General features: G+C 71.5%; 12 protein-coding genes. 4 read left to right on the plus strand and 8 right to left on the minus strand.

Features of this window, described 5'->3' with window-relative positions:
• Positions 1–6: 6 nt before the first annotated feature.
• From ABZ915_RS16415 to ABZ915_RS16425, 3 genes are all read right to left on the minus strand, one after another.
• Positions 7–975: an EamA family transporter gene (locus ABZ915_RS16415; RefSeq protein ID WP_361802345.1), complete on the minus strand. Its 969-nt coding sequence runs from the start codon at positions 973–975 to the stop codon at positions 7–9.
• Between the two features lie 182 nt (positions 976–1157).
• Positions 1158–2150, minus strand: coding sequence for an EamA family transporter (locus tag ABZ915_RS16420; protein ID WP_361802348.1), 993 nt, complete (start codon positions 2148–2150; stop codon positions 1158–1160).
• A gap of 94 nt (positions 2151–2244) precedes the next feature.
• Entirely contained in the window at positions 2245–2796 is a 552-nt protein-coding gene (locus tag ABZ915_RS16425) for a Clp protease N-terminal domain-containing protein (RefSeq protein WP_361802351.1), read from the minus strand.
• 237 nt (positions 2797–3033) lie between these two features.
• Here ABZ915_RS16425 and ABZ915_RS16430 point away from each other — a divergent pair, with 237 nt between their 5' ends.
• A complete protein-coding gene (locus tag ABZ915_RS16430; protein ID WP_361802354.1) occupies positions 3034–3462 on the plus strand; it encodes an SRPBCC family protein in 429 nt (142 codons plus the stop codon).
• A gap of 96 nt (positions 3463–3558) precedes the next feature.
• Here ABZ915_RS16430 and ABZ915_RS16435 read toward each other — a convergent pair whose 3' ends face one another.
• Complete coding sequence (locus tag ABZ915_RS16435; protein ID WP_361802357.1) at positions 3559–4176, minus strand: PadR family transcriptional regulator; 618 nt, start codon at positions 4174–4176, stop codon at positions 3559–3561.
• Positions 4177–4268: 92 nt separating this feature from the next.
• The gene (locus ABZ915_RS16440; protein ID WP_361802360.1) at positions 4269–5102 is read right to left on the minus strand and encodes a class II glutamine amidotransferase; all 834 of its coding nucleotides are present in this window, start codon (positions 5100–5102) and stop codon (positions 4269–4271) included.
• Between the two features lie 173 nt (positions 5103–5275).
• Here ABZ915_RS16440 and ABZ915_RS16445 point away from each other — a divergent pair, with 173 nt between their 5' ends.
• A complete protein-coding gene (locus tag ABZ915_RS16445; RefSeq protein ID WP_361802363.1) occupies positions 5276–6085 on the plus strand; it encodes a PhzF family phenazine biosynthesis protein in 810 nt (269 codons plus the stop codon).
• 103 nt (positions 6086–6188) lie between these two features.
• Here the strand turns inward: ABZ915_RS16445 and ABZ915_RS16450 are convergent, their stop codons facing one another.
• Positions 6189–6989, minus strand: coding sequence for a type II CAAX endopeptidase family protein (locus tag ABZ915_RS16450; RefSeq protein ID WP_361802491.1), 801 nt, complete (start codon positions 6987–6989; stop codon positions 6189–6191).
• 135 nt (positions 6990–7124) lie between these two features.
• A complete protein-coding gene (locus tag ABZ915_RS16455; RefSeq protein ID WP_361802366.1) occupies positions 7125–8642 on the minus strand; it encodes a glutamate--cysteine ligase in 1518 nt (505 codons plus the stop codon).
• A gap of 559 nt (positions 8643–9201) precedes the next feature.
• Between ABZ915_RS16455 and ABZ915_RS16460 the strand changes: the two genes are divergently transcribed.
• Positions 9202–9786, plus strand: coding sequence for a hypothetical protein (locus ABZ915_RS16460; RefSeq protein WP_361802368.1), 585 nt, complete (start codon positions 9202–9204; stop codon positions 9784–9786).
• A 417-nt stretch (positions 9787–10203) separates the two neighbouring features.
• Positions 10204–10410 (plus strand): DUF5999 family protein, encoded by a 207-nt coding sequence (locus tag ABZ915_RS16465; RefSeq protein WP_361802494.1) that lies wholly within the window; start codon positions 10204–10206, stop codon positions 10408–10410.
• 125 nt (positions 10411–10535) lie between these two features.
• Here the strand turns inward: ABZ915_RS16465 and ABZ915_RS16470 are convergent, their stop codons facing one another.
• Positions 10536–11585, minus strand: coding sequence for an endo-1,4-beta-xylanase (locus ABZ915_RS16470; RefSeq protein ID WP_361802371.1), 1050 nt, complete (start codon positions 11583–11585; stop codon positions 10536–10538).
• Between the last annotated feature and the right edge of the window lie 69 nt (positions 11586–11654).

An 11654-nucleotide genomic window follows, 5' to 3' on the forward strand; every position in this document is an offset into this window, starting at 1 on the left:
GTCGGTTCACACGAGGGCAGGTCGTTCCCCGCCCGTCCCTCGTCGCGCTTCGCGTGCCTCCGCGACGGCGAGCCCCGCGACCGAGCCGAGCATCAGCAGCGTGCCGGTCACGGTGGACGCGGTCAGGTGCTCACCGAGCAGGGCTACGGCGAGGACGGCCGCGCTCACCGGCTCCAGGAGCATGATCACGGAGACGGTGGCCGACCGCACGACGGCGGCGCCCGCGAAGTAGAGGGCGTACGCGAGGGCCGTGGGAACGGCGGCGATGTACCCCATGAGAGACAGCACCCGGACGGGATGGGCGGTGTGCGGCAGCAGCCCCTCCGCCAGGGCGAACGGCAGGAGGCACAGGCTGGTCACCGCGAACGCCCACACCGTCGTACCCGCCGCGTCGCTCCCGCCGTCCCGCCCCCACCAGCGGGTGAGCAGCGTCATCGCGGAGTAACCGGACGCCGACGCGAGCGCGAGCAGCACGCCCCAGGGACGTACGGTCGCTCCCGCGCCGCCGCACGTCAGCACGAGCAGTCCGGCGAGCGCCCCTGCGACGGCGGCCGTTCCGGCCGGGCCGAGCCGCTCCCCCAGCGCGAAGCGGGCGCCGAGCGCGATGAGCACGGGGCCGGCGCCGAGGGTGACCACGGTGGCGACGGCGAGTCCGGTGGCCGACACGGCGGCGAAATAGGCGGTCTGGAACACGGCGAGGCCGACGCCCGTGGTCACGGCCTTCAGCGCACGGCGGCCGGGCGCTTCGGTCACGGCGGCCCGCGGGCGGCCGCGCAGCACCCGGCGCAGCACCCGGTCGGCGAGCAGCAGCGCGAGCCCGGCGGCGCAGCGCCAGAAGGACAGGGTGACGGCCCCCATGTCACTGGTCCGGTAGACCAGTGCGGCGGCGGCGCCGGCGGTGCCCCAGGCGGCACCGGCGACGATCAGACAGAGCAGGCCACGCCCGACGGGCAGGCCAGAGACAACATGCGACACGAGTGGTCTCCGCAGAAGTGGAAGTTCGGCAGAGGCCCCGCTGCTCTCGTCCAGCGGAGCCCACGGACTTCGTCTGCGGGCAGCACCGTCCCGCCCGGCGACACGCCGGGCACGTTCCCGGAGGCCCGCCTCAGGCGGCCGGGGGCGGAAGGACGAGTGCGTTCGACGGCATGCTCGACACCCTAGGCAGCCGTCCCTCGGGCGGACAACTCCCTTTCGGCGCCCCCGCCCGCCACCGGCTCCGCCGCACCCTTGGCCGGTGTCGAGGACTGTGCGATGAACGCGCCGAGCAGGACGACGGCGCCGCCCACGACCTGCGGCGCCGAGAGGTGTTCGCCGAGCAGCACCCAGGCCAGCACGGTCGCGATCACCGCTTCCAGGCAGGCCACGACACCCGCGACCTGCGGGGACAACCGGCGCACGGACAGCACGCCGGTGACGTAGGCGACGACCGTCGCGACCAGCACGATCCAGGCCAGCAGAGCGACGGCCGGGACCTCGGTGCCGTTCATGCGCGCGGTGCCGGACAGCACCGACCAGTCCATGGTCCAGGGACGGGCGACGAAGGTCAGCACGACGGCACCGACGAGGAGTCCGTAGGCGATGACGCCGAGCGGGTCCGGCGCCTCCTCGCCGGTCCCGGCGCCCTGATCGGACAGTACGAAGTAGCCGACCTGGCAGCAGGCCGCGCCGAGCGCGAGGAGCAGCCCCAGCGCGTCGAAGCCCAGGCCGGACCACACCTCGACCACGCAGGCGAGGCCGCCGACGGCCAGGACCACCCCGAGTGCGGCCGCCCTGGTGACGGGCCGCCGTTGCACGAACCGCACCCAGCCGAGCACGAGCGCGGGCGCCAGGTACTCCACCAGCAGCGCCACCCCCACCGGGATTCGGGAGAGCGCGGCGAAGTAGCAGGCCTGGACGCCGGCCACGGCGAGCAGTCCGAACCCGGCGAGCAGCGCGGGGCGGCGGCGCGGCAGGGCGCGATGGCGCACCGCGAGCGGCAGCATCACCAGCGCGGCGCCCGTCACTCGCAGCCACACCACGTGCAGCGGGTCGAGACCCGCCTCGATCAGCGGCTTGGCCGCGACCCCGGATCCCCCGAAGGCGAGCGCGGAGCCGAGCGCCAGGCCGAGCCCGACGCCCTTCCCGCCACCGCCATGACTGTTCTCAGGCATACGCACCGGCACATGATGACAGGCGACGACAGGAGCGTCACCCCCGTTGACACCTGTCTCAACGGCTGGACGGAGCGGGGCGGCCGGGCACCGTTCAGCGCACCCTTCCGCCGTCACCGACGCACTCCGCCGTCGCATGGTCGATCCCCGCGAGCAGTCCGGCCGCCTCGACCCCGGCGCGCCGGAGCACCTCGACCGCCCGGGCCTGCGGGTCGGCGGCGAGCGCCGCGAGGAGGTCGATGCCGCGGGCGCGTTCCTCGCCGCGCCGCCGGGCGCGCTCGCGGGCACCCCGCATGGCGGCCGCGGCGACCGGCGACCAGCCCTCGGCGTCCTTCAGGAAGGACGGTGCGCCGGAGTCCTCCACACTGCTCTGCCAGCGCAGGCCGTAGCCGATGCTGCGCTGCACGAGGTAGCCGAGCAGTCGGACGACCTTGCGGGAGTCGCCGATGGCGGCGCGCGCCTCGGCGTCGGTCTCCAGGAGCGAGTGCAGCAGATGGGCGGTGTCGATCTGCCGGTCCCCGTCCCGGACGGCTCTGCGACGGGCGACCGCGACCACCGCCGCCAGCTCCGCACCGAGCCCGGCTTCGTCGTTCGCGCGGTGGACGCCCTGGTCACGGGCGGACTGGCGGGGAATACGGGGTTGCACATCCCCTACCTCATCAGTCCCCCACGCCCGTGTCATCGACGGAGGGAACCATTTCGCCCTCCCGCGGAGAGTGGACACCGGCGTTCGGCATCTCCTCCTTGCGGAGGAGATCAGGACCGTACGACGGTTACGGGCCGTACGGGCCTCCACATATTCTGACGGTTCGTCAGTATTGAATGTTCGGGGCCCTACGGCTACGTTCCGCGACACCGTAGCCCGACACGAAGGGGTGGTCGCATGGCCGAAGTCAGCGCGGAGGCACACATCCAGGCACCGGCCGAGAAGGTGTGGGCGAAGCTCACGGACTGGTCGGCGTACGGGGAGTGGAACGCGACCCACACCAGCTTCCCCAAGGGCGGCCCCGAGGCCCTGGAGGTGGGCGGAACCTTCCAGGAGAACATGAAGCTGATGGGCTTCCCGGCGGAGGTCGAGTGGACCATCGAGGAGCTGGAGCCGGCCCGGGTGTTCGCCATTCGCGGCAAGGGCCCGATGGCGGTGACCGTCGCCACGCGCTACACGCTCACCCCCGACGGCGACGGCACGACGGTGCGCATCGACGGCGAGTTCACCGGCGCGGCCGTCTCCCTGATGGCGGGCAAGCTCAAGGATTCGGCGACGGCGGCCCTGAACGAGTCGCTGCGCAAGCTGGGCGGCCTGGTGACCTGACCCGGTGACCCGGGCCGTCCGCGTTCACCCCCCCCCGTAGACGACGAAGGCGCCCCGCGGATCGCTCCACGGGGCGCCTCGACGACCGTACGGCTGTCAGTCCTCGTCGGCGAGGATCAGGTACAGCTTCTTGCGGGCGTCGTTGATCACGGACAACGCCTTCTCGCGCTGCTCCTTGCTGCCGGTCTTCCAGACCTGACTGAAGGCCTCCATCAGGCCGAACCCGGCCTGGCGGATCTCACCGAGGGCCTCCCAGTCGACCCCGCGGGACGCCTCCTCCCAGGGGGCCTCGGGGCCCGCCTCGGCCGCGGTCCGGCCCTCGTCGGTGAGGGAGAACAGCTTCTTGCCGCCCTCGCTCGCGCTGGCGATCAGGCCTTCGTCCTCCAGCAGCTGGAGGGTGGGGTAGACCGAGCCGGGGCTGGGCTTCCACGCGCCTGCGCTGCGCTCGGCGATCTCCTGGATCATCTCGTAACCGTGCATCGGCCGGTCCCGCAGCAGGGCCAGGATCGAGGCCCGCACGTCACCGCGCCGCGCCCGCCCCCTCGGGCCACCGCGTCCTCGCGGCCCCCAGGGCCCCGGCCCGAAACCGGGCCCGCCGGGCCCGAACCCCGGACCGCCCGGCCCGAAGGGCCCGAAGGCCGCCCGCATCCCGTCCCGGCCACGCCGGTGGGGGCCGTCCTGCCGATGTCCACGCTCGAATCCGTGGGTACGCATCGCAATCACTCCATCCATCGTTGATCTGTCGCGATGCGTCAACGATATATCGGAACCGATCGCATGACAAGACCCGGAGAACGATGACCGCGCTATCCGGCCGCAGGGGTGAAGACGTGCAGTTCGTCCGCACCCTGGTACACGACGCCGTAGCTGCTCTCGGGAACCTGGTTCCAGGCTCCGGGCAGATCACCCGGGGGCTCGGAGACGACCAGGCGGGTCTCGTCGGAGATGTGCCGGAGAAAGGCCACATCGGGGTGGAGTGCCCGCAGTGTCTCGACCTGGGTGCTGTAGTAGAGCGAGCGTGAGGAGCCCTGGCTGGAGTAGCGAAAGGCCCACAGCCGGCGTCCGTCCGTGACCGCCACCGTCATCTGGATCGGGTACTCCACCCCGCGCCGGCGGCCTGTCTCCTCCACCAGGCCCACCATCCGCGCGACGGCACCCGGCGGGTCGTGCTCCAGCCCGAAGGTGAGGGCGAGGAAGAACATCATCTCGGAGTCCGTCGAGCCCTCGATGTCGGAGAACAGTCCCGGGTCGATGGCCAGGGCCAGATCCCGGCGCACCTGGTGGAAGTCCGTGATCGCCCCGTTGTGCATCCACATCCAGCGGTCGTGGCGGAACGGATGGCAGTTGGTCTGCTGCACCGCGGTACCGGTCGAGGCGCGGATGTGGGCGAAGAACAGCGGGGAGCTGATGTGATCGGCGAGCTCCCGCAGGTTGCGGTTGTTCCACGCCGGGGTGGTGTCCCGGACGATCGCGGGGGTGTCGATGTCCGGCGCGTACCAGCCGACGCCGAACCCGTCGCCGTTGGTCGTCTCGACTCCCAGCCTGGAGTGCAGGCTCTGGTCGATCAGCGAGTGCGCGGGTTTGTAGAGAATGGTGTCGAGCAGGACGGGGGTTCCTGAGTAGGCCAGCCATCTGCACATCGGGGGCACCTCCCTGTCGTTCTGAACGAGAAGTTCACCCGGACCCGCCGTGCCGTGCATCGCCTGTGGCGGGTGATTTCCGCCCCGGGCTCCGCACGGACTCGCCCCCGACCGGTCCAGCACCCCGCGATTGGCCTTGGCCGCACGGCGACCGCGCCCCCTAGCGTCAGCTCATGCGTATCCGAATCGTCGACGCCTTCACCGACCGCCCGTTCGCAGGCAACCCCGCCGGGGTCCTGCTGCTCGACGCCTTCCCGGACGACGACCGGCTCCAGAAGGTCGCCATGGAGGTCAATCACGCCGAGACGGCGTTCGCCCACCGCTTGCCCCAGGGCGGGGACGCGGACTGGGCGCTGCGGTGGTTCACCCCCGTCACCGAGGTGGCGATGTGCGGCCACGCGACGCTGGCCACGGCCCACGTCCTGCACACCACCGGCGCCCACGCGGGACCGGTGCGGTTCGCCACCCGCAGCGGCGTGCTCATCGCCACGCCCGCCGAGGACGGCTCGATCACCCTGGACTTCCCGACCGCCCCGCTCACCCCGGTCGGCATCCCGGCCGGCCTCGCGGAGGCGCTCGGCGCGGAACCGGTCGCCGCCGTCGACACCGGGCCGAACGTGGGCGACCTGCTGCTGGAACTCGCCGACGAGAAGACCGTCCTCGGCCTCTCCCCCGACCACAAGGGTCTCGCCGCCCACTCCGCGCGTGGCGTCATCGCCACCGCCCGCGCCGAGGACCCGGCCCGTGGCCACGACTATGTCTCCCGCTGCTTCTTCCCGAACGTCGGCATCGATGAGGATCCGGTCACCGGCAGCGCCCACACCGCCCTGGCCCCCTACTGGTCCGAGCGCCTCGGCCGCCCTGACCTCACGGGTCTCCAGGCCTCCCGGCGCCCCGGCCTCGTCCGCACGGGCCTGCGCGGCGACCGCACCCTGCTGACCGGTCGCGCGGTCACGGTCATCGAGGGCGAACTCCTCGCCTGAGCCACACGAACGAGGGCTGCGCGAAAGGGGGCGCCCACGAAAGCGCGAAGGGAAGCGCGCACGAAAGGGGGCGTACGACAGCCTCGTACGCCTCCCCGGTCCTTCACGCCGTCGGCAGCCAGCCCACCTTCCCCGCCAGCACCGCGTAGCCCACGAACGCCCCGATGTCGAGCAGGGAGTGCGCCACCACCAGGGGACCGACCCGCCCCCAGCGCCGGTACAGAAGGACGAACACCACGCCCATGACCATGTTGCCGACGAAACCGCCGATGCCCTGGTACAGGTGGTAGGAGCCGCGCAGCACGGCGCTGGCCACCAGCGCGGTCCCCGGGGTCCAGCCCAGCTGACCCAGCCGGCGCAGCAGGTAGCCGACCACGATCACCTCTTCGAGGATGGCGTTCTGCATCGCCGAGAGGATCAGCACGGGGTACTTCCACCACACGTCGGGCAGCGCCTCGGGCACCACCGTGAGGTTGAAGCCGAGTCCGCGTGCGGCCAGGTAGAAGGCGATGCCGGTGCTGCCGATCACCGCCGCGACACCGGCCCCGCGGCCCAGGTCGGGCCAGGGGCGGGTCCGGTCGAAGCCGAGGGTGCGCAGGCTCCCGCCCTCGCGCAGCAGGAAGTGCGCCACCAGGGCGACGGGGACCAGCGCCGTGGCGATGCCGAACAGCTGCCAGGCGAGATCGAGCCAGGGGCGCCCCGGCGCGGCCGAGGCGTTGAGGGTGGCCGCCTGGTCCTTCAGGCCGCCTGGTCTGGTGACCGATCCGATGAAACTGATCAGAGCGGACACGCCGCTCGCTCCGAGCGAGAGGGCCAGAACGAGCAGGGTCTCGTCCCGGAAGATCCGTCGCGAGGCCGGCCCCTGCGGAAGGGGATCGGCCACCGAGCCTGCCTGCACCTGCACACCTGCCTCCAGATGGGTGCGCCACAGGTTGTCGGGCGACATGGCGGGGCACCACCGTCACGGGAGGTCCCAGCTTGCCCGATCACCCCGGACGGGGCACGACCGACCCCCGCCCCCCTGCGCCCCCGGCCGCTCCTAGCCCAGCGGCACCGGCTCCGGCAGTCCCACCGGCCAGGTGTGCACGGGCTCGCCGAGGTGCATGAGCTCGCCGTAGCGACGGGTCGTGGCCGCCAGGGCGGCGTCCCGGGAGAGGCCCTGTTCGAGGGCCCGGTGGAAGGTCGCCGCCTGCCAGGACGCGCCGTTGACCCGGCGCCGGCACCGCTCCTCGATGACACCGAGGTAGAGGTCACGGTCGGCGGCCTCGACGCCCCACCCCTGAAGCCCCGCCTCGGCGAGCGGCAGCAGCTCGTCGCGTACCAGCGTCACCGCGTCGACCTCGCCCGTGCCGCCGTACCGCCCGCGCCGCGGCCAGACCAGGCGCGCGTCGATGCCGTACCGGCACGCGGCGTCGAAGTTGGCGGCCGCCGCCTCGAACGGCATCCGGGTCCACACGGGCCGGGGCTCCTCGGCTAGGGCCCGCACCAGGCCGTAGTAGAAGGCCGCGTTGGCGATGACGTCGGTGATGGTGGGCCCGGCCGGCAGAACGCGGTTCTCCACCCGCAGGTGCGGCACACCGTCGGCGACGTCGTAGACGGGGCGGTTCCAGCGGTACACCGTGCCGTTGTGCAGGACGAGTTCGGCGAGCTTGGGCGCGCCGCCCGCCTCGACGACCTCGAGCGGGTCCTCTTCGTCGCAGATGGGCAGCAGGGCCGGGAAGTAGCGCAGGTTCTCCTCGAACAGGTCGTACGCCGAGGAGATCCACCGCTCGCCGAACCAGGTGCGCGGCCGCACGCCCTGGGCCTGGAGCTCGGGCGGGCGGGTGTCGGTGGCCTGGAGGAAGAGCGGGGGGCGGGACTCGCGCCACAGTTCGTGGCCGAAGAGGAACGGGGAGTTGGCACCGACGGCGATCTGCGGCGCGCAGGCCACCTGGGCGGCGTTCCACACGTCGGCGAAGCGGCCCGGGGTGACCTGGAGGTGCAGCTGTACGGAGGTGCAGGCGGCCTCGGGGACGATGGAGCGGGACGTGCAGGTGAGGTGCTCGACGCCGTCGATGTCGAGGCGGAAGTCCTCGCCCCGGGCGGCCACGATCTGGTCGTTGAGCAGGGTGTAGCGGTCGACCTCGGAGAGGTTGGAGGAGACCAGGTCGTCGCGGTCCAGGGTGGGCAGAATGCCGATCATCACGATTCCGGCGTCCAGCTCGCCGGCCTTGCGGTCGGCGTACGCCAGCGAGGTGCGGAGTTCCTCGGCGAGCCGGTCGAATACCCGCCCGCCCAACCGGTGTGGGGCAATGTTGACTTCCAGATTGAACATGGCGAGTTCTGTTTGGAAATCTCGGCTCGCGATGCGTTCCAGTACCTGCCCATTCAGCATTTTCGGCAGGCCGTCGGGGCCCACGAGATTCAGCTCGATCTCCACGCCCATCAGGTTCTTGGGCCGGTCAAACCTCTCCTGGGCCAGCAGCCGCTCCAGCCCCGTCAGGCACCTGCGGAGCTTTTCCCGGTAGCGCTGCCGATCGGACAGGTCGAACGACCCTGCCACGACCTTCTCCCCCATCGAAGCGTCCCTCCTCGGATGGGCGGGCGGAAGATCCGGCCGCCGGGGTCCTGGGTCAGGTGGGATGATGCCCACCCGACGCGATCGATAACGTCCCGCGCGGGCCCCTTCCCCGGTACTCTGTTGGAATGTGTCCCGCGGCACATTCACGGGGCATGGGGCAGCTTGCACCTTCGTGTGCCCCATCGGCCTCGTGAAAAACGCCGACGAGAATGGGCCGTCCGCTACGGGGGCGTATTCCGAGGTCAGAGCGGATCGGCGGGTTCGGAAATGGGGATGTTTCCCGCGAATCGCCGACCGAATACGGACTTGCTCTACTCACCGGAAACGGCTAGACGAAACATCGTCTGAACGCAAGTCGTATAAACTCCGCGAAGAAGGCAGAAGGTTGGCGCCCACCGTTCTGGTTCCCGCCGTCCAGGCGACGTGCGGCAGGCCGCGTCCGCACCTCTCGTTCACCGCCCCGGGCCCCCGCCTCTCTGACCCCATGAGCTGACAGCGCCGTCCGCCCACCCCCGCCCTCGCGCCATCGCGCCTGTCAAATGAGAGGCGACCCACCATGCCCCTGCACGTTCCCCCTGCCCCCGCGCCCGCCCTGCGCTCCGTCCTCACGGCCCTCGGTTCCCCCACCGCCGTCCGCGAGGCCCGCACTCCCTCCCTGCGAGCCGCCCAGGGACCCGCCACGCCCGAACTGCCCCTGCCTCTGCACGTACTGGACCGGATCACCGCCGAGGGTGTGTCCGCGACCCGGCTGACCGGCTGGCGGTTCCTGATCCGGTGCGGCGACCGTGCGGTGGCCGCGGCCGAGACCCGGCTGACGCCCGACGGCTGGGCGTTCTCGCATTTCTTCGAAGGCCCCTACATCGCCTCCACCGAACGCGCCCTGCGCCAGGCCGAGACCATGCAACAGCCCTACCAGGCCCGCCTGCTGTCGGTGCCGGGCCTGTACATGCTCACACTGTGGCTGCACGGCGACTGCGCCGCGGACGGCGCCGAGGGCCACCCCGCCGCCACCGACCTGCTCGTCCCGCTGGCTCCCGCACCGCCCGGCATCGCGGCCCACCGGCCGCACCGGGTCGCCGAGTTGCTCCCGGTGCTGACCCACCGGGCGACTCCCGTCCCGCTGCTCGGCTCGCCCGCCTGACGCCACTTCCCCCCTCCCGCTCGTACCCCTTCTCCCCGTTCCCCCCGTTCCCCACGTTCTCCCCCGCCCCCCTCGCGCTCCCCGTTCTCCCGCTCTCCTTTTGTACCCCGCCACCTCTTCGGTGGCGGGGTACGCGCAGATATACCGCCCCATTGTGCTCGTACGAGCATTTAGCCGCTCCTAAGAGCCGCTAAAATCGTCCGCCCCACCCTGACTAGCCCCATCCGGCCACCGAGAACCACCCGAAATGACAGTGCGGTGGAGATGAACCGAGCGCGCGGGCGATGCGTCATCAACCTGTGAGAAGCGGTGCTGCGAAATACCTGCGGATTGACGCCCGGAGGGCAACACTGGGTTCCGACCGACTTATCACCACGGGGGACGGACATGACCACGACAGAGCGAGAGATCCCACCCATGTGCCAGCACCAGCCACCGTGCCCGACAGCAGAATCCGCCGACCGGGAGTCCGCCCGCCTCGTGGCGCACCACCCGGAGCAGGGATGGAGCCTGCTGTGCAACGGCGTTCTGCTCTTCGAGGACACCGGTGAGCTCCTGCCCGACGGCCAGATCATCGCCCCGCACCGCCCGCTGGACCCCAGCCGGGTGATGACGGCCGCCTAGGCCTTTTCGGCACCACCCCGGGCGGACCCCGCGCCGCCCGGCGACCTGAGGGGCCGGCTCGCACACACTCGGTGCGCACCGGCCCCGACGCATGTCCGAGGGCGACTACTGACCGTGTCCGGCCGTCAGCCGAGCGCGTCGCGCAGCGCCTCGTAGGCGGGTTTCGGCTTCAGCTGCTCGTCCCACGGCAGGGCCGCGCCCTCGCCCGGGAAGAACGCCGGGATCCACGAGTACTTGTCGGTGTAGTCCCACACCGTCACCCCCACACACCGGCGCACCGAGAGGCAGGCCTCGGTCAGGTCCCGGTACCAGGTCGCCTGCTCGGCCAGCTTGGCGTCGGTCGCGGGCAACTGCATACGGACGTCGACCTCGGTGAGGGCGGTGTCCAGGCCGAGGCGGGAGAAGCGGCGGAGATTGTCCTCCAGAGTGGTGGGATAGCCGTACTGGAGGGCCAAGTGGGCCTGGAATCCGATGCCGTTCAGGGGCACGCCCCGCGCCTTGAGGTCCTTGGCCAGGGCGTAGTAGGCGTCGCTCTTCGGGCCGGTCGCCTCGATGTTGTAGTCGTTGAGGTACAACCGGGCGTGCGGGTCCGCCTGATGGGCCCAGCGCAGCGCGTCGGCGATGTAGCCGGGGCCGAGGGTCTTGTACCAGAGGGTCTCGCGGTAGGTGCCGTCCTCATTGAAGGCCTCGTTGACGACGTCCCAGGAGTAGACCTTGCCCCGGTAGTGCCGCACCTCCTCGGTGATGTGCTTCTTCAGTACGGCCCGCAGCTCGCCGGCGGTCCACTCCCGTGAGGTGAGCCAGTCGGGCAGTTGGCTGTGCCAGACCAGGGTGTGGGCGCGGACCCGCTGGTGGCCGGCGCGGGCGAGGCCGACGATCTCGTCGCCCTTCGACCAGTCGAAGACGCCCTGTCGGGGCTCGGTCGCGTACCACTTCATGCCGTTGCCCGGCGTGATCATGTCAAATTCGGTGCCGAGGATCTTCGTGTACGCACTGTCGGTCAGCTCGGGGTTGTCGGTGGCGCTGCCGAAGTAGCGCCCGTGCCGGTGGGCGAGCTCCGCGAGGGTGGGCTGCCGCCCGTGTGCCTGGGCGGCGGGGCCGGTGGCGACGCCGGCGGCCACCAGAACGGCCGCGAGGGCGCCGGCGAGTCTGAGGCGCGTACTGGTCCTGGGCATGGTGCGACTCCTCACTGTGGGATGCGGGTGGGGTCGTACTCGGGTGCGGATCGGGCCGTACCGCCGTCG

The organism is Streptomyces sp. NPDC046915, assembly GCF_040644935.1.
In the GTDB taxonomy this organism is placed as follows: Bacteria; Actinomycetota; Actinomycetes; order Streptomycetales; family Streptomycetaceae; genus Streptomyces.

Coding starts and splice junctions, on each gene's coding strand:
- ABZ915_RS16420 (WP_361802348.1), bottom strand. CDS start 2,150: ATGCCTGAGAACAGTCATGGCGGTGGCGGGAAGGGCGTCGGGCTCGGC.
- ABZ915_RS16430 (WP_361802354.1), top strand. CDS start 3,034: ATGGCCGAAGTCAGCGCGGAGGCACACATCCAGGCACCGGCCGAGAAG.
- ABZ915_RS16435 (WP_361802357.1), bottom strand. CDS start 4,176: ATGCGTACCCACGGATTCGAGCGTGGACATCGGCAGGACGGCCCCCAC.
- ABZ915_RS16440 (WP_361802360.1), bottom strand. CDS start 5,102: ATGTGCAGATGGCTGGCCTACTCAGGAACCCCCGTCCTGCTCGACACC.
- ABZ915_RS16445 (WP_361802363.1), top strand. CDS start 5,276: ATGCGTATCCGAATCGTCGACGCCTTCACCGACCGCCCGTTCGCAGGC.
- ABZ915_RS16455 (WP_361802366.1), bottom strand. CDS start 8,642: ATGGGGGAGAAGGTCGTGGCAGGGTCGTTCGACCTGTCCGATCGGCAG.
- ABZ915_RS16460 (WP_361802368.1), top strand. CDS start 9,202: ATGCCCCTGCACGTTCCCCCTGCCCCCGCGCCCGCCCTGCGCTCCGTC.
- ABZ915_RS16465 (WP_361802494.1), top strand. CDS start 10,204: ATGTGCCAGCACCAGCCACCGTGCCCGACAGCAGAATCCGCCGACCGG.
- ABZ915_RS16470 (WP_361802371.1), bottom strand. CDS start 11,585: ATGCCCAGGACCAGTACGCGCCTCAGACTCGCCGGCGCCCTCGCGGCC.